This window comes from Micromonospora sp. NPDC005707 (assembly GCF_040631005.1).
Classification (GTDB): Bacteria; Actinomycetota; Actinomycetes; order Mycobacteriales; family Micromonosporaceae; genus Micromonospora.
On the sequence record NZ_JBEXYR010000004.1, the window covers coordinates 263,333 to 280,166 of the forward strand.

Genomic DNA, 16,834 nt, shown 5'->3' on the forward strand with positions numbered 1-16,834 from the left:
GCCGCCGTCGCGGACGAAGTTGTTGGAGAAGAGCCACATGGTGCCGTCGGCCTTGACGCCGAGCAGGTCGGTGAAGCCGTCGCCGTTGGCGTCGGCCGGGACGATGTTGGCGTAGTTGGTCCAGCCGCTGCCGATCTGGCGCACGTCGCCGTAGGGGACGCCGCCGTCGCGGACGAAGTTGTTGGAGAAGAGCCACATGGTGCCGTCGGCCTTGACGCCGAGCAGGTCGGTGAAGCCGTCGCCGTTGGCGTCGGCCTGCACGAGGCGGTTGTAGTTGTTCCAGCCGGAGCCGATCTGGCGCACGTCGCCGTAGGGGACGCCGCCGTCGCGGACGAAGTTGTTGGAGAACAGCCACATGGTGCCGTCGGCCTTGACGCCGAGCAGGTCGGTGAAGCCGTCGCCGTTGGCGTCGGCCGGGACGATGCGGGCGTAGTTGGTCCACCCGCTGCCGACCTGCCGCACGTCGCCGTAGGGGACGCCGCCGTCACGGTTGAAGTTGTTGGAGAACAGCCACATGGTGCCGTCGGCCTTGACGCCGAGCAGGTCGGCAAAGCCGTCGCCCGTGACGTCGGCGTTGATCAGGCGGTCGTAGTTGCTCCAGCCGCTGCCGATCTGGCGCACGTCGCCGTAGGGGACGCCGCCGTCGCGGGTGTAGTTGTTCGAGAACAGCTGCATCGAACCGTCGGTCTTCGTGGCCACCAGGTCGGCGAAGCCGTCGCCGCTGACGTCGGCGATCCACGGGTCCCGCTCGGCCGGCGGGGTGCTGCCGGTGACCCCGGCCGCCGTGGTGAAGCCCACGACGTCGGAGTTGCTGGCGTAGTTGTAGTAGGTGTGCGCGGCGATCCGATCGCTGGTGTTGCCCTCGATGGTGTAGAGGTTGCTCCCCGACGCGTACTTGACGATGCCGACGTGGTCGATGACGCCGTCGTGCTCCCAGTCGAAGACGACCGCGTCACCCGGCTTCGGAACGTAGCTGCCGCGAGCGTGCCAGGTGCCGTGGTTCTGCCCGTAGGTCCGGAAGGACGCGGCGTAGCCGTTGATCTGGGAGAGGTCGGTGGTGACACCCCCTTCCCGCCACACGTACTTGGCGAACGCGGCACACCACGCGTAGGCGGAGCCTCCGCCGCCCCAGCCGGACCTGCCGCCGCAGGAGGGCCAGCCGAACATGGTGCCGCCGTAGTAGCTGCAGTTGACCGGGATCTCGTAATTCCGACTCGAGTCGTTGAGCTCCCGTTTCGCGATCGCCACTATGCCGTCGCCGCTCGGCGCCGCCTGAGCCGCCGGCGGGGCGGCGGCGATGCCGAGAATGATGCCCGCCGTCGCTGCGGCGGTGGCCATCCTGCGGAGGTTGCTGAGCTTTCTCATCGTGTCTCCAAACAGTTTCGTCGTGACATTTTCGAATGTGGAGCTGTCGCATGAATGGGGGGTCAGATGATCCGCCACAGGCGGAGCAGGGGTTCCTGACGAATCGCGGCGCGCACCACGTTGTGCAGGATCTCGGTGGCCGCCTCCGGGTCGTCGCTGTCGACGAACGCCAGGACATCGACACCCTCGGGGCCGGCACGTACGCGGACGTGTTCCATGCCGTCCGTCGGTAGCGCATGCGCGTAGATGAGGTCCCGCAGGACCTGCGGGGCGAGGGTGATCGCCGAGTCGAGCGGCGTGATGCGGAGATGCGCGGCCACCATCACGCCCACGTCCCCGGGCTCGTCGGCGCCGGCGTGCCCCAGCCGAATCCCTCGGCAAGCACCTGGGTCGCCGGAGCGGTTCCCCAGCCGAATCCCTCGGCGGCGACCGAAATGATTTCCTGGCCCGCGAATAATGCGGTGGCAATTGCCAGTGCGACGATGGCGAGTGTGGTCAGCCGGCAGGCAAAATTGGCATACGCGGGCATGGTGATCGAGCCTCCCCGAAGGATTTGATTGGAGCGAGATTTGCGAGACTTTGTGGTTTCCGTCGCGCTGAGAAAAGCATCGCCGGTCCGGATGCCGTTGTCACCGGTTCGCGGCGGGCGTGAGACCGCCTGGCGGGATCACGCCAGCGTCAATGGGGGGCCACGCGATCGGCGGGCCCACGGCACAATGTCGGCGTCGGTCTCACACGGGGAGGGACGATGTTCGATCTACTGGGGCTGTCCGCGCAGCACGAGATGGTCTACCGCACCATGCTGCAGCGTCCCGACCTGAACGTCGCAGGCCTGGCCGAATGCCTGGCTGTCTCGCCGGACCAGGTCCGCGAGGCTCTGGACGTGTTGGCCGATCTCGCGTTGGTGCGACTGGACGACCGGGGCGATCAGGTCCGGGCCATGCGGCCGCAGGCGGGGTTGATGGCGCTGCTGGCCAAGGTGGAGGCGGATGTCGCGGTCCGGCAGCGGCAGGTCGAGGCGACAAGGGCCGCGATCGTCGCCATCGCCAGCGCCCACGACGACCGCAACCGGGCCGGCGAGGGCCGGATCCTGGAGGGCGTCGACAGCGTTCGGGAGCGCCTGGCCGAACTGGCCCACTCCGCGCGCGACGAGTGCCTCTCCTTCACCACGGGGCGCGCCCAGAGCCCGGACACGATGCAGGCGGAAGGGCCGCTCAACCAGGTCGCGCTGCAGCGCGGCGTGGTAATCCGCAACGTCTACCAGGAGAGCTTCCGTAACGACCCGGCGACCCTGGCGCACGCCCGTTGGATGGCGAGCACGGGCGGCCAGTCCCGCACCGCGCCGACGCTGCCCATGCGCCTGGTGATCGTCGACCGGAAGACCGCGCTCGTTCCCATCGACCCGGAGGACTCGCGGCGCGGGGCGTTGGAGTTGCACAGTCCCGGCGTCATCGCCGGGCTGGTGGCCCTGTTCGAACAGGTCTGGCAGAGCGCGACACCCTTCGGTGAACAGGGCGCGCTCGACGAGCGTGGCCTCTCCCCGCAGGAGAATGCTCTCCTTCGACTCCTCGCGGGCGGCCACACCGACGAGTCGGCGGCACGGAAGATGGCGATCTCGCTGCGGAGCGTCCAGCGGATGATGACTTCGCTGACCGAGCGGCTGAACGCCGCGAGCCGCTTCCAGGCGGGTGTGCAGGCGAGCCGCAACGGGTGGGTGTGAGCGGCGTCCTTGTCGCCCGCCTCGCCGTGCGGCCTACCCGCGCCGGCGGGTGACCCGCCGCAACGCTGTCCCGGCCCGGCGGGTCAACGGGGCAGGCGGTACACGGAGACGTGGGACCGGGACTCGGCCGTGAACTCGGCCCCGGACCAGTCGGCGTGCCTGGACTCCAGCTCGAAGCCGGCCAGCTGGCCCATGAGGTCCAGCTCGGCAGGCCAGATGTAGCGGTGCGGGCTGCGGAACACCCGCGCCTCGCGGCCCTCGCCGAACTGGAAGTGGTGCGACACGACCTGCTGGCGTAGCACGTCGTAGGTGTCCAGGCCGATGTAGCCGGGCTCGGCGCGCCACACCGTCGCCTGCTGGCCGGGGGGCAGCTTGCGCAGCTCGGGCACCCACAGCTCGATGGCGAACCGCCCGCCGGGGCCGAGGTGCCGGGCCGCGTTGCGGAAACAGGCGACCTGCTCCGCCTGGTCGAGCAGGTTGGAGATGGTGTTGTAGACCAGGTAGACGAGGGTGAACGTGCCGGGTGCCGTGACCGTCGCCATGTCGCCGACGACCACCGGGATCGTGGCCTCGTCGGCCTTCGTCCGGAGCTGCGCGACCATCGGTGCGGACAGCTCGATCCCGGTGACCGGCACGCCGCGTTCGGCCAGCGGGACGGCCACCCGGCCGGTGCCGACGGCGAACTCCAGGGCGCGTCCGCCATCCGCGAGGGCGGCGAGGCGGTCCACCGTGGGCCCGAGGACGTCCGGCGCGAACATCACGGTGCCCGGTGTGTCGTAGCGCTGGGCCGTCTCGGCGTCCCAGATCTCCTCCTGGCGCATGGCGCCCACCATCGTCATCGATGCGGGCGCTGTCCACCGGGTTTTCCGGGTGCGTACCGGGCGGCGGCCGCGCGCAGCTCGTCGGCCACCTGCGTACGCAGCTCGGCGGGGGCCAGCACCTCGACCGCCGAGCCCAGGCCGAGCAGGGCCGACCGCGCCCAGCCGAGGTTCTCGAACGGCACGGTCAGCACGATCTCGCCGGTCGCGGTGACGGGCACCCGGTCCTTGCCGGCGACCGGCACCAGGCGGCGCAGGCGGGGCAGCGCCGCCGCGGCGACGCGTACGGTGACCTCGACGGCGACGGGTTCGTCCTCCAGGGCGCGGCGGGACTCGGCCCACGCCGCGGCGAGGTCGAAGCCGGGCGGGCGCGCCGCCGGCTCGTCGAGGAGCTCCACCGCGCGCATCCGGGAGACCCGGTAGGTGCGCCGCCGGCCGTTCCGCAGCGCCACGAGGTACCAGTCCCCGGCGGCGAGCACCAGCCCCAGTGGATCGACCTCCCGGGTGACCGGGCGGCCGTCCCGGACGTACCGGATGCGGATGCGGTGGTCGCGCCACAGCGCGTCGGCGAGGTCGGGCAGGCAGGGCACCGGTTCGGGGGCGCCGTACCAGCGGGTCGGGTCGAGGTGGAACCGCTCGGTGGTCCGGCCGGCACGTTCCCGCGCCGCGCCGGTGAGGCCGGCCCAGACCTTGGTCCGCGCCCCCTCCAGCAGTTCGCCCAGGCCGAGCTGCTCGGCCGGGCCGGCGAGGCCCAGGAACGCGAGGGCGCCGGCCTCGTCCAGCCCGACTCCGTTGAGCCGGGTCCGGTAGCCGCGGTCGAGGCGGTAGCCGCCCGCCGGCCCCCGGGTGGCGCGGATCGGGATGCCGGCGGCGACGAGTGCCTCGACGTCCCGCTGGACCGTGCGCTCGCTGACCTCCAGCCGCCGGGCCAGCTCCCGGCCACTGGCCTGGCCCCGCACCTGGAGCTGCAACAGCAGGGTCATCATCCGCGACGCGCGCACCTCACCATGGTCGCGCACATATACGACAGAGGGTGTCGGGAACTGGCGGGAGACTCGGGCGAGACGACGAGGGGAGTGGACGTGACCGAGCGGATCACGGCGGTGGAGTTCCATGCGGACGCGGGGGCGGCGGACTGGCGGGTGCTGGGTGAGGGGGCGTGCGCGTGGTTCCGCACCGGGTCGTACGCGGCCGGCGCACGCCTCGCCGCGGCGATCGGTGAGCTGCCGGGCCTGGACGAGCACTCGCCGGACGTCGACCTGCGGCGCGACGGGGTGGCCGTACGCCTGGTCACCCGCACGGCCGAGCACTACGGTCTGACCGGCCGCGACCTCGACCTGGCCCGGCGGATCTCGGCGCTGGCCCGTGACCTGGGCGTGCCCGCGGACCCGGCGGCCGTGCAGTCCGTCCAGGTCAGCGTCGACGCGCTCGACCTGCCGGCGGTGACCCCCTTCTGGCGCGCCCTGCTCGGCTACGAGCACCGGGCCGGCAGCCCGGAGGACCTGGTCGACGGGCGGGGGCGCGGCCCGGCGTTCTGGTTCCAGCAGATGGACGCCCCGCGACCGCAGCGCAACCGGATGCACGTCGACGTCTGGGTCCCGTACGACCGGGCGGAGGCCCGGGTCGCGGCGGCCGTCGCGGCCGGCGGGCGCCTGGTGGACGACTCACAGGCCCCGTCGTTCTGGGTGCTGGCCGACCCGGAGGGCAACGAGGCCTGCGTCGGCACGGCCGGCTGGCTCGACCCCGCGGCCGGAGCCCCGCCCGCGACGACCCCGCCGGCGTGACCGGCCTCCGGAACGGGCCGGTTTCCACCGGTCCGCGCTGTTAACCTGCGTGCGAGGGGCCGCGCGGTGAAATCGGCGGCCTCGACCGGGCGCCAGCCCCGGGCCATCGGGGTGGCAGTGGCTCACGTCGGTACCCTGCTAGTCCTGGCCTGCCCGCGACGACATGGTGGTACTTCGTGAACGATCTTCGAGTGGTGGCGTTCGACCTGGACGACACGCTGGCGGTTTCCAAGTCCCAGATCGATCGTCGGATGGCGGAGCTCCTCGGCCACCTGCTCACCGAGGTGGATGTGCTGGTCATCTCGGGTGGCCGGTTCGAGCAGTTCCAGGCGCAGATGCTGGCGCACCTCGACCTCACCGAGGAGCAGCGCGGCCGGCTGCACCTGATGCCGACCTGCGGCACCCGCTACTACCGCTGGCTGGACGGCGACTGGCGGCAGGTCTACGCCGAGGATCTGACCGAGGCCGACAAGGCCCGGGTCGTCGCCGCGCTGACCGAGTCGGCGCAGGCGCTCGACCTCTGGGAGGCGAAGACCTGGGGCGACATCATCGAGGACCGGGGCAGCCAGATCACCTTCTCGGCGCTGGGCCAGTCCGCGCCGCCGGCGGAGAAGTACGGCTGGGACCCGGACGGCAGCAAGAAGAAGCGGCTGCGGGACGCGGTCGCCGCGAAGCTGCCCGACCTGGAGGTCCGGGGCGGCGGCTCGACCTCGATCGACGTCACCCGCAAGGGCGTCGACAAGGCGTACGGCATGCGGAAGCTGCTGGAGTGCCTGGACCTGAAGATCGACAACGTGCTCTTCGTCGGTGACCGGCTCGACGTGGGCGGCAACGACTACCCGGTGAAGGCCATGGGCATCCGCTGTGTCGCCGTCACCCGCTGGGAGGAGACGGCCGACTACGTGGAGAGCCTCGTCGACGACCTCGTGAAGCAGCGGGCCGAGCCGGCCTGACCGCCGCCCCGGATCGAGGGGCGGCGGCCGGGCGGGCGTCAGAGAGCGGCGCGGATCGCCTCGGCGAGCGTGGTGGGGCTGCGGCCGAGCAGCCGGGCCAGGTCGTCGCCGACCTCCAGCTCGCCCTGGGCGATGCCCCGGTCGGCATCGGCGAGCATGGCCGCGTACCCCTCGGGCACGCCGGCCGCGACCAGCAGCTCGGTGTACTTGTCCACCGGCAGGTCGAGGTAGGAGATCGTGGCGCCGGTCTGCCGGGAGATCTCGGCGGCCAGCTCGGTCAGGGTGAACGGGATGCCGCCCAGCTCGTACACCGCTCCGGCCTGGTCGGCGGCGGTGAGCACCGCCGCGGCGGCCGCGGCGTAGTCGGCGCGGGTGGCGGCGCTGACCCGTCCGTCACCCGCCGCGCCCGCGACCCCGTGCTGGCGGTACGTGGGGAGCTGGCCGGTGTAGTTCTCCAGGTACCAGCTGTTGCGCAGGAACACGTGCGGCAGGCCGGAGTCGCGGATCAGCTGCTCGGTCGCCTTGTGCTCGGCGGCGAGCGCCAGGGTGGAGGTGTCCGCGTTCGCGATGCTGGTGTAGACGATCAGCCCGACGCCGGCCTCCCGCGCGGCGGTGACCACGTTGCCGTGCTGCACCACCCGCTTGCCGACCTCGCTGCCCGAGACGAACATCAGCTTCTCGGCGCCCGCGAAGGCCGCCTGGAGCGACCCGGGGTCGTCGTAGTCGGCCCGCTGGGTGACCACGCCCAGCTCGGCGAGGCTGGCGAGCCGGCCGACGTCCCGGCCGACCGCCACGATCTGGTTGGCGGGTACGCCCCGCTCGAGCAGCGAGGAGATGATCTGGCGGCCAAGCGGACCGGTGGCGCCGGTGACGACGATGGACATGAGCACTCCCTGTTTGGTGGCGACGTCAGCTGTCTTCCCTGGCCAACGGGAACAACTCCCCGACACTTCCCGTTGGAGAGTAGGCACCTTCAAGTTCGGTACGCACTGAAAGAGAGTGACTACGTGCAGGCGGACCCCTTCAACCGGAACTGCGGCAGCCGGAAGGTCCTGGACCGGATCGGCGACCGCTGGAGCGTGCTGGTCGTGCTCACCCTCGCCGGCGGCGACAAGCGCTACGGCGAGTTGGCCGAGCGGATCGACGGGATCAGCCAGAAGATGCTCACCCAGACCCTGCGCGGCCTGGAGCGCGACGGCATCGTCACCCGCACCGTGCACGCCAGCGTGCCGCCGCGGGTCGACTACGCGCTCACCGGCCTCGGCCGCAGCCTGCTCGACCTGGTTGCCGGCCTGGAGGCGTGGGCCACCACCCACCTGAGGGAGGTGGAGGCCGCCCGGGCCCGCTACGACGCGCGGGCCTAGTTCCGGAACCGGGGCCGAGTCTGGCGGGATCGGTGTCGATGCGGTAGGAACGCGCAGAGAGCGCTCTCCTTCCCCATCACCGAACAGGCAGGCAGATGAGACCACTCGACCCCTCCCGCCGCCGTTTCCTCGCCCTCACCGCCGCCTCGGCGGCGTCGGTCACCGCCCTCGGGCTCCCGGCCGGGCCCGCCGCCGCGTCCCCGGCCGGCCACGGCCACGGCGACGGCGCCGAGCCCGACTTCGGCCCCAACGTCTTCGTGTACGACCCGGCCACCCCGGTCGAGGAGATCCAGTCCACCCTGGACCGGCTCTTCGCCGCCCAGGAGCACAACGAGATGGGCCTCGACCGGTACGCCGTGCTGTTCAAGCCCGGCCGGTACGAGGTGAACGCCCGGCTCGGCTACTACACGACCGTGGCCGGCGTCGGCGCGCACCCCGACGACGTGGAGATCCACGGCGCGGTGCGGGTGATCGGCCAGCCCGACCCGAACTCCCCGGCCGGCATCTCCGCGCTGACCAACTTCTGGCGCTCGGCCGAGAACCTCGCCGTCACCCCGACCGACTGGTCGAACCAGTGGGCGGTCTCCCAGGCCTCCCCGATGCGCCGGGTGCACATCAAGGGCATCCTCTGGCTGGAACCCGGCAACGGCGGCTACTCCAGCGGCGGCTACATCGCCGACTCCAAAGTGGACGGCATCACCATCAACGGCTCCCAGCAGCAGTGGCTGACCCGGGACAGCGAACTCGGTGGCGACTGGACCAACGGGGTCTGGAACCAGGTCTTCTCCGGCGTCGTCGGCGCGCCCGCGCAGGGCTTCCCGGACCCGCCCTACACGACGCTGCCGACCAGCCCGGTGACCCGGGAGAAGCCGTACCTCTTCGTGGACGGCGCGGGCCGCTGGCGGGTGGCCGTTCCCCGGCTGCGCCGCGACACCGCCGGCACCACCTGGGCCGCCGGCGCCCCGCCGGTGCCCTCGCTGCCGCTGTCCGACTTCTTCATCGCCCGGCCCACCGACTCGGCCAAGCGGATCAACCAGGAACTCTCGCGGGGGCGGCACCTGCTGCTCACTCCGGGCGTCTACCACCTGGACCGGGCGCTGCGGGTCAAGCGTCCGGACACCGTCGTGCTCGGCCTCGGCATGCCGAGCCTCGCCCCGACCACCGGCGACGCCGCCCTCCGGATCGAGGACGTGGACGGCGTCCGGATCGCCGGGGTGCTGGTCGACGCCGGGCCGGTCGAGTCGGAGGTGCTCGTCGAGGTCGGCAAGCGGCACAGCCACCGGTCGCACGCCGGCAACCCGATCTCGCTCCAGGACGTCTTCTTCCGCATCGGCGGCCCGTACGCGGGCCGGGCGGTGACCAGCCTCGTGGTGAACAGCCGGCACACCCTCATCGACAACATCTGGGCCTGGCGCGGCGACCACGGCAAGGCCGGCACCATCGGCTGGACCGTCAACACGGCCGCCACCGGCGTGGTGGTCAACGGTGACGACGTGACCGCGTACGGGCTCTTCGTCGAGCACTACCAGCGCTGGCAGACCATCTGGAACGGCGAGCGCGGCCGGACCGTCTTCTACCAGAGCGAGCTGCCCTACGACCCGCCGAGCCAGGCGGCCTGGCGCAGCCCGACCGGCAACGGCTGGGCGTCCTACAAGGTCGCCGACCACGTGCGCGAGCACGAGGCGTGGGGGCTGGGGGTCTACTCGTACTTCAACCAGCAGGTGGACATCCGTTGCGACCGGGCCATCGAGGCGCCGCGCCGGGCCGGCGTGCGGTTCCACGACGCGATCACCGTGTTCCTGGACGGCAGCGGCGGCATCGAGCGCACCGTCAACGAGGCCGGCACCCCGGTCGTCGGCTCGTACGGCACCAGCCCGGTGGTCAGCTACCCCTGATCCGCCGATCAGGACACCGGCCGGCCGCGCCCCGCGGCCGGCCGGTGTTCGTCCGGGCGATGTAACGAGAATTCGCCGGAACACGCTGCACCCGTCGTCCCCTGCACGCTGGGAATCCCGCCCATAGGCTCGATCCGGCGGCACCGCGGCCACCCGCGAGGGGGCGACGGACGCGATCGAGGGGGCGCGTCCGCCGCCGGCCGGCCGCGTTGTCGGCCGCCCGCTCAGGCGGGGAGCTGCTCGGCGCGGGTGACCACCTGGTCGATCAGGCCGTACTCGCGGGCCTGCTCGGCGGTGAACCAGCGGTCCCGGTCCCAGTCGCGCTGGATCTCGTCCAGCGTGTGCCCACTGTGCTGGGCGATGAGCTCCTGCATGGTCCGCTTCACGTGCAGCATGTTCTCCGCCTGGATGGTGATGTCGGCGGCCGTGCCGCCCATCCCGCCGGACGGCTGGTGCATCATCACCCGCGAGTGCGGCAGCGCGAACCGCTTTCCGGCCGCGCCGGCGCAGAGCAGGAACTGCCCCATCGAGCCGGCCATCCCGAGGGCCAGCGTGGCCACGTCGTTCTTGACGTAGCGCATGGTGTCGTAGACGGCCATCCCGGCGCTGACCGAGCCGCCCGGGGAGTTGATGTAGAGGAAGATGTCCCGCTCCGGGTCCTCGGCGGCCAGCAGCAGGATCTGCGCGCAGATCTGGTTGGCCGAGGCGTCGGTGACCTCGGTGCCGAGGAAGATGATCCGCTCCTTGAGCAGCTTCTCGAAGACCCGGTCGCCGAGGGTCGGTTGCCCCTCGTCCAGCATCCAGATGCCGTATGCCATGACCTGACCACCTCCGTGCCGCCGGTGGGCGAGGGACCGCCCGGCAACCGGCGGTCTCCAGCCTCCGGCGGCCGGCACCCCGGGGCCCAGGGTTTCTGCCCGGGGCAGATCCGCCCTGGGCAGAACCTAGGCGGCGGTCAGCCGCCGCCGGCCGGCCCGGGCCCGCCGCCAGGCCAGCGTGACGGAGGTACGCGGACGGTGGCGGGCGGCCGGCGCGGAGGGGATCAGCCAGATCCGGGTGCCGGTGCCGAACGCGGTGGGGGAGGCGTACCCGAGCTCCGGGCCGACCGGCGCGGGCCCGGCGCCCGCCGGCCGCAACACCCCACCGAACAGGGGGGTCGGGGCGACCGGCCGCCGGGTGGCGTGCAGCCGTGGCCCGCCGGCGCGCAGCTGCGGCCCGGTCCGGGTGGCCGGCACCCGGTCCAGCCGGGCGAGCGTCACGCCGGAGGTCACCGGTGCCCGCCGCTCGACCCGGCGCAGCTCGTCGCGGGCCTCCTCGAGCAGGTCCGACAGGTGGATGCCGAGCGCCCGGCAGATCGCCGCCAGCACCTCGGAGGAGGCCTCCTTGCGGCCGCGTTCCACCTCGGAGAGGTAGGGCAGGGAGACGCCGGCCGCCAGCGCCACCTCGCGCAGGGTGCGGCCCTGACGCAGGCGTACCCGGCGGAGCACCCCACCGATCACCCGTCGCAGCAACGACATGCGGGCCTCCTCGCGGTCGTCGTCCCCCGGACGTCCCCATCATGCCCCGTCCCGGCGACGGACACGGGCCCGGCCAGGCCGGCACCTTGCCCCGGCCGGCCGGATCCCGGCGTACCCGCTATGTTGTGGGCGTGCAGGCGACGGTGGCGGAGCAGGGCCGACGGTGATCCATTTTCCCGCGCAACGGCGGGGGCCGCTGAGCGCGCTGAGCCTGCGCCTGCTCGCCGCCCTGGGCCTGGTCCTGGCTGTGGTGGCGGCGGTCTGGATCGACCGCGACGGCTACCGCGACGTCAACGAGGACGGCCTCACCCTCCTCGACTGCTTCTACTACGCGGTGGTCTCGCTCTCCACCACGGGCTACGGCGACATCACCCCGGCCGCGTCCTCGGCGCGACTCGTGAACGTCCTGTTCGTCACCCCCGCCCGGGTGCTCTTCCTGATCATCCTGGTCGGCACCACCCTGGAAGTCCTGACCGAGCAGTACCGGACCGGCCGTCGCCTGACGCGGTGGAGGAAAATCGTGAAGGACCACGTCATCATCTGCGGCTACGGCACCAAGGGCCGCAGCGCCGTCACCGCGCTGCTGGAGAACGGTCTGGACAAGTCCAAGATCGTGGTGGTCGAGCGGAGCGGCCCCGCGCTGCGGCAGGCCACCTCGGCCGGGCTGGTCGCCATCGAGGGCTCCGCCACCCGCTCGTCGGTGCTGGAGGAGGCGCACGTCCGCACCGCCAAGGCGGTCATCATCGCGACCGACAGCGACGACGCCTCGGTGCTGGTGGCGCTGACCGTCCGGCAGCTCACCGCCGGTCAGGTGCGGATCATCGCGGCGGTCCGGGAGGCGGAGAACGCGCCGCTGCTCAAGCAGAGCGGGGCGCACCACGTGATCGTCTCCTCGGCGACCGCCGGCCGCCTGCTCGGCCTGTCGACCTCCGCCCCGCCGCTGATCGACGTGGTGGAGGACCTGCTCACCCCCGGTCAGGGCATGGCGCTGGCCATGCGCTCCGCCGAGCGCAGCGAGGTGGGCCGCTCGCCCCGGGAGCTGGAGTCGCTCGTCATCGCCCTGGTCCGCCGAGGCAAGGTGGTCACGCTGAACGACAGGGCCGGCGCGGTGATCGAGACCGGCGACATGCTGGTCCACGTCCGCGACGACCGGCCGCAGTCCGCCGCGACGGTCTGACCTTCCCCCGACCCGCCCGCCGGCCCGGCGGTCAGCAGGCGACGTCCGGCTCGTCGCCGGACTCCCCGGCGCAGATCACCTGGCGGCCGCTGGTCGCCCGGCGGAGCAGGTCGTAGAGGGTGTCCCGCTCGGCCGGCTGCAGCGCGCCGAGCACCTCGTCCTCGACCCCGGCGAGGGCGCATTCGGCCTCGCGGAGCCGCTTCGCGCCCGCCGTGGTGAGGCTGACCACGTGACGGCGGCGGTCCTCGGGTGACCGTCGCCGCTCGACCAGGCTCTCCGCCTCCAGGTCGTTGAGCAGCCCGACCACGTTGGTGCCGTCGATCTGCAGCGTGCCGGCCAGCGCCTGCTGGCTGATGCCGCCCGACTCCCGCAGCACGGTGAGCGCGACGAGGTGCCGGGGGCGCAGGCCGAGGGGCGCCAGCACCGACTCGGAGCGCAGCCGCATCCGCCGCGCCAGATGGTCGAGCAGCGGCCCGGAGCGGTGCTCCGACTCCTCGACGGGCAGGGCTGGCATGTGACCCAGTTTACGCACGGCGTGGAACATCGGCCTGCTATAAATGGTTGGCGCTACACAAACGATCCGTGGAGGGTTAACCAAATGGCACACCTGCTGTACATCGACTCCAGCATCCGGGGCGAGCACTCGGTCAGCCGGCGGCTCACCGCCCGGGCCGCCACCGCGTGGCGCGCCGCCCACCCGGGCGGCACCGTCACCCACCGCGACCTCGGTCGGGAGCCGCTGCCACACCTCGACGAGGCCGGCGGCCTGGCGCGGATGGTGCCGGCGGAGCAGCACACCCCGGCGCAGCGCGCGTCCTGGCAGCTCAGCGAGCGGCTGGTGGACGAGGTGAAGCGGGCCGACACGATCCTGCTCGGCCTCCCGCTCTACAACTACGGCGCGCCGAGCAGCGTGAAGACCTGGGTCGACCACCTCATCGCGCCCGGCATCGCGTACGACCCGGCCACCGGGGCCGGCCTGCTCGGCGGGCGCGAGTTCATCGTGCTGGGCACCCGCGGTGGCGGCTACGGCCCGGGCACCCCGCGCGAGGGCTGGGACCACGCCGAGCCCTGGCTGCCGCACGGCCTGTCGATGACCGGCCTGGACCCGCGCTTCATCTCGGCCGAGCTGACCCTGGCGCCGGTCACCCCGGCCATGGCCGAGCTGATCCCGCTGCACGAGCAGAGCCTCGCGGCGGCCGAGCGGACCATCGACGAGCTGTGGGTGCCGGCCTCTGCGGTGGCCTGACCCGACGACGGAAAGGGCGGGCCCTCCCCTCGGGGAACGGCCCGCCCTTTCGGTCCTCGTCAGGGACGCGTCAGGGACGCGTCAGATGATCGTCCAGGTGTCGCCGGCCGACAGCAACCCGGCGAGCTGCTGCTCGGGGGTCTGGTCGACGCCGGCCTTCGCCGCCGCCACCTGCTCCTGCACCACCCGGTCGTAGGAGGAGCGGTTCACCGAGCGGAACACGCCGATCGGGGTGTTCCGCAGGTCCAGCCCGGGCAGCCGGGACAGCGCGAAGGCGTACGCCGGGTCGGCGACCCCCGCGTCGTGCACCACGATCTCCTCCGCCTGGGTGGCCGCCGTCTCCCGGACCTCCAGCCCGAAGCCGCCCGGCGGGTGGACGACGCAGAACTGGCCGTCCTTGCCGAAGGTGATCGGCTGCCCGTGCTCCAGCCGGATCAGGAAGTCGTCCCGGGTGGCCGGCTCCTTGAGCGGGTCGAACGCCCCGTCGTTGAAGATGTTGCAGTTCTGGTAGATCTCCACGAACGCGGAGCCCTCGTGCGCGGCGGCGGCCCGCAGCACCGACTGCAGGTGCTTGCGGTCCGAGTCGATGGTCCGGGCCACGAAGGTGGCCTCCGCGCCGAGCGCCAGCGACAGCGGGTTGAACGGGGAGTCCGCCGAGCCGACCGGCGTCGACTTGGTGACCTTGCCGATCTCGGAGGTCGGCGAGTACTGCCCCTTCGTCAGGCCGTAGATCCGGTTGTTGAACAGCAGGATCTTGAGGTTGACGTTGCGGCGCAGCGCGTGGATCAGGTGGTTGCCCCCGATGGAGAGCGCGTCGCCGTCACCCGTGACCACCCAGACCGACAGGTCCGGCCGGCTTACCGACAGGCCGGTGGCGATCGCCGGGGCGCGGCCGTGGATCGAGTGCATCCCGTAGGTGTTCATGTAGTACGGGAAGCGGGACGAGCAGCCGATGCCCGAGATGAAGACGACGTTCTCCCGGGGGATGTTCAGCTCCGGCATGAAGCCCTGGACGGCCGCCAGGATGGCGTAGTCGCCGCAGCCGGGGCACCAGCGCACCTCCTGGTCGGACTTGAAGTCCTTGGCGGTGAGCTTGAGGGCGACGGGCTCAGACATTCTTCAGGACCTCTTCCAGCATCGTCTCCAGCTCGGCGGCCGTGAACGGCAGGCCGCGGACCTGGTTGTAGCCGATCGCGTCGACCAGGTACTTCGCCCGGATCACGTGGGCGAGCTGGCCGAGGTTCATCTCGGGGATGACCACCCGGTCGTACGCGCGCAGCACCTCGCCGAGGTTGGCCGGCATCGGGGCCAGGTGACGCAGGTGCGCCTGGGCGACGGCGAGCCCGCGCTGCCGCAGGCCCCGGCAGGCCGCCCCGATCGGGCCGTACGTCGAGCCCCAGCCGAGCACCAGCACCCGGGCGTCGCCGTCCGGGTCCTCCACCTCGACGTCCGGCACCGGGATGGTCTCGATCCGGGCCGCCCGGGTGCGCACCATGAAGTCGTGGTTCGCCGGGTCGTACGAGATGTCGCCGGTCTTGTCGGCCTTCTCCAGGCCGCCGATCCGGTGTTCCAGCCCCGGGGTGCCCGGGATGGCCCACGGTCGGGCCAGGGTCTCCGGGTCCCGCAGGTACGGCAGGAAGGTGGTGCCGTCCTCGCCGTTGGGCCGGCTGGCGAACTCGACCCGCAGGTCGGGCAGGCTCTCCACGTCCGGCAGCAGCCACGGCTCGGAGCCGTTGGCCACGTAGTTGTCCGACAGCAGGAGCACCGGGGTGCGGTAGGTCAGCGCGATCCGGGCCGCCTCCAGGGCCGCGTGGAAGCAGTCCGCGGGCGACTTGGGCGCGATCACCGCGACCGGGGCCTCGCCGTGCCGGCCGTACAGGGCCATGTTGAGGTCGGCCTGCTCGGTCTTGGTGGGCATGCCGGTGGACGGCCCGGCGCGCTGCACGTCGACGATGACGAGCGGCAGCTCCAGCGCCACGGCCAGCGAGATCGTCTCGCTCTTCAGTGCCACGCCCGGACCGCTCGTGGTGGTGACGCCGAGCGAGCCGCCGTACGAGGCGCCCAGCGCCGCGCCGACGGCGGCGATCTCGTCCTCGGCCTGCATGGTGACCACGCCGAGCTTCTTGTGCTTGCTCAGCTCGTGCAGGATGTCCGAGGCCGGCGTGATCGGGTACGCGCCCAGGAAGACCGGCAGCCCGGAGCGGACCCCGGCGGCCACCAGGCCCAGCGACAGCGCCGCGTTGCCGGTGATGTTCCGGTAGGTGCCCGGCAGCATCTTCGCGGGCTTGACCTCGTAGCGGACGGAGAAGTCCTCGGTGGTCTCGCCGAAGTTCCAGCCGGCCCGGAAGGCGGCCACGTTCGCCGCGACCAGCTCGGGGCGGGCCGCGAACTTGCGCTTCAGGAACCGCAGCGTCGACTCGTACGGGCGCGAGTACATCCAGCTCAGCAGCCCGAGCGCGAACATGTTCTTGGCCCGCTCGGCGTCCTTCTTGGACACCTCGTGCTGGGCCAGCGCGCCGACCGTCATCGAGGTCAGGGCGACCGGGTGCACCACGTAGCCGGCGAGGGAGTCGTCGTCGAGGGGGCTGGTCGCGTAGCCCACCTTGGCCAGGTTGCGCCGGGTGAACTCGTCGGTGTTGACGATGATGTCCGCGCCGCGCGGCAGGTCGGTCAGGTTGGCCTTGAGCGCGGCCGGGTTCATCGCCACCAGCACGTTCGGCGCGTCACCGGGGGTGAGGATGTCGTAGTCGGCGAAGTGCACCTGGAAGCTCGACACGCCCGGCAGGGTGCCGGCGGGGGCCCGGATCTCGGCCGGGAAGTTGGGCAGCGTGGAGATGTCGTTGCCCAGCTGGGCCGTCTCCGAGGTGAACCGGTCACCGGTGAGCTGCATGCCGTCGCCCGAGTCGCCGGCGAACCGGATGACCACCCGGTCGAGTTGACGGATCTGCTTGGTCACGCCCGCACCTCGCTTCGCTGAGCGCCGTCGCACGGGCGG

Annotated in this window: 18 protein-coding genes; 7 read left to right on the forward strand and 11 right to left on the reverse strand. The window is 72.1% G+C overall.

Features of this window, described 5'->3' with window-relative positions:
- The 3 genes from ABZ452_RS09070 to ABZ452_RS09080 form a co-directional block, all read right to left on the reverse strand.
- Positions 1-1,338: CHAP domain-containing protein (locus tag ABZ452_RS09070; protein WP_357940553.1), on the reverse strand; the 1,338-nt coding region annotated here is incomplete at its 3' end.
- A gap of 89 nt (positions 1,339-1,427) precedes the next feature.
- The gene (locus ABZ452_RS09075) at positions 1,428-1,688 is read right to left on the reverse strand and encodes a hypothetical protein (protein ID WP_357941055.1); all 261 of its coding nucleotides are present in this window, start codon (positions 1,686-1,688) and stop codon (positions 1,428-1,430) included.
- On the reverse strand, positions 1,688-1,894 hold the full coding sequence (locus ABZ452_RS09080) for a hypothetical protein (protein WP_357940555.1): 207 nt from the start codon (positions 1,892-1,894) through the stop codon (positions 1,688-1,690). The genes ABZ452_RS09075 and ABZ452_RS09080 overlap by 1 nt, the downstream gene beginning before the upstream one ends.
- A gap of 219 nt (positions 1,895-2,113) precedes the next feature.
- Between ABZ452_RS09080 and ABZ452_RS09085 the strand changes: the two genes are divergently transcribed.
- Complete coding sequence (locus ABZ452_RS09085) at positions 2,114-3,085, forward strand: helix-turn-helix transcriptional regulator (protein WP_357940557.1); 972 nt, start codon at positions 2,114-2,116, stop codon at positions 3,083-3,085.
- 83 nt (positions 3,086-3,168) lie between these two features.
- Here ABZ452_RS09085 and ABZ452_RS09090 read toward each other — a convergent pair whose 3' ends face one another.
- Both ABZ452_RS09090 and ABZ452_RS09095 read right to left on the reverse strand, forming a co-directional pair.
- Positions 3,169-3,906, reverse strand: a complete 738-nt coding sequence (locus ABZ452_RS09090) for a class I SAM-dependent methyltransferase (RefSeq protein WP_357940560.1) — start codon at positions 3,904-3,906, stop codon at positions 3,169-3,171.
- Positions 3,907-3,920: 14 nt separating this feature from the next.
- Positions 3,921-4,904, reverse strand: a complete 984-nt coding sequence (locus tag ABZ452_RS09095) for a YafY family protein (protein ID WP_357940562.1) — start codon at positions 4,902-4,904, stop codon at positions 3,921-3,923.
- An 81-nt stretch (positions 4,905-4,985) separates the two neighbouring features.
- Here ABZ452_RS09095 and ABZ452_RS09100 point away from each other — a divergent pair, with 81 nt between their 5' ends.
- Positions 4,986-5,687 (forward strand): VOC family protein, encoded by a 702-nt coding sequence (locus ABZ452_RS09100; protein ID WP_357940564.1) that lies wholly within the window; start codon positions 4,986-4,988, stop codon positions 5,685-5,687.
- A gap of 176 nt (positions 5,688-5,863) precedes the next feature.
- Positions 5,864-6,640, forward strand: coding sequence for an HAD-IIB family hydrolase (locus ABZ452_RS09105; RefSeq protein ID WP_357940567.1), 777 nt, complete (start codon positions 5,864-5,866; stop codon positions 6,638-6,640).
- Positions 6,641-6,678: 38 nt separating this feature from the next.
- On the opposite strand, the gene ABZ452_RS09110 is transcribed toward ABZ452_RS09105, so the two are convergent.
- Positions 6,679-7,524, reverse strand: coding sequence for an SDR family oxidoreductase (locus tag ABZ452_RS09110; protein ID WP_357940569.1), 846 nt, complete (start codon positions 7,522-7,524; stop codon positions 6,679-6,681).
- A gap of 123 nt (positions 7,525-7,647) precedes the next feature.
- Between ABZ452_RS09110 and ABZ452_RS09115 the strand changes: the two genes are divergently transcribed.
- Positions 7,648-8,004: a helix-turn-helix domain-containing protein gene (locus ABZ452_RS09115; RefSeq protein WP_357940571.1), complete on the forward strand. Its 357-nt coding sequence runs from the start codon at positions 7,648-7,650 to the stop codon at positions 8,002-8,004.
- 95 nt (positions 8,005-8,099) lie between these two features.
- Entirely contained in the window at positions 8,100-9,899 is a 1,800-nt protein-coding gene (locus ABZ452_RS09120; protein ID WP_357940574.1) for an adenylyl cyclase, read from the forward strand.
- Between the two features lie 224 nt (positions 9,900-10,123).
- Here the strand turns inward: ABZ452_RS09120 and ABZ452_RS09125 are convergent, their stop codons facing one another.
- On the reverse strand, positions 10,124-10,699 hold the full coding sequence (locus tag ABZ452_RS09125) for an ATP-dependent Clp protease proteolytic subunit (RefSeq protein ID WP_357941057.1): 576 nt from the start codon (positions 10,697-10,699) through the stop codon (positions 10,124-10,126).
- A gap of 144 nt (positions 10,700-10,843) precedes the next feature.
- The gene (locus ABZ452_RS09130) at positions 10,844-11,416 is read right to left on the reverse strand and encodes a helix-turn-helix transcriptional regulator (RefSeq protein WP_357940576.1); all 573 of its coding nucleotides are present in this window, start codon (positions 11,414-11,416) and stop codon (positions 10,844-10,846) included.
- A gap of 163 nt (positions 11,417-11,579) precedes the next feature.
- On the opposite strand from ABZ452_RS09130, the gene ABZ452_RS09135 reads away from it, so the two are divergent.
- Positions 11,580-12,593, forward strand: a complete 1,014-nt coding sequence (locus ABZ452_RS09135) for a potassium channel family protein (RefSeq protein ID WP_357940578.1) — start codon at positions 11,580-11,582, stop codon at positions 12,591-12,593.
- A gap of 31 nt (positions 12,594-12,624) precedes the next feature.
- Here ABZ452_RS09135 and ABZ452_RS09140 read toward each other — a convergent pair whose 3' ends face one another.
- Positions 12,625-13,107, reverse strand: coding sequence for a MarR family winged helix-turn-helix transcriptional regulator (locus tag ABZ452_RS09140; protein ID WP_357940580.1), 483 nt, complete (start codon positions 13,105-13,107; stop codon positions 12,625-12,627).
- 84 nt (positions 13,108-13,191) lie between these two features.
- On the opposite strand from ABZ452_RS09140, the gene ABZ452_RS09145 reads away from it, so the two are divergent.
- Positions 13,192-13,839 (forward strand): NAD(P)H-dependent oxidoreductase, encoded by a 648-nt coding sequence (locus tag ABZ452_RS09145; protein ID WP_357940582.1) that lies wholly within the window; start codon positions 13,192-13,194, stop codon positions 13,837-13,839.
- Between the two features lie 81 nt (positions 13,840-13,920).
- Here the strand turns inward: ABZ452_RS09145 and ABZ452_RS09150 are convergent, their stop codons facing one another.
- Both ABZ452_RS09150 and ABZ452_RS09155 read right to left on the reverse strand, forming a co-directional pair.
- Positions 13,921-14,955: a 2-oxoacid:ferredoxin oxidoreductase subunit beta gene (locus ABZ452_RS09150; protein ID WP_357940584.1), complete on the reverse strand. Its 1,035-nt coding sequence runs from the start codon at positions 14,953-14,955 to the stop codon at positions 13,921-13,923.
- Complete coding sequence (locus tag ABZ452_RS09155; RefSeq protein WP_357940586.1) at positions 14,948-16,795, reverse strand: 2-oxoacid:acceptor oxidoreductase subunit alpha; 1,848 nt, start codon at positions 16,793-16,795, stop codon at positions 14,948-14,950. Before ABZ452_RS09155 ends, ABZ452_RS09150 begins: the two co-directional genes overlap by 8 nt.
- Positions 16,796-16,834 lie beyond the last annotated feature (39 nt).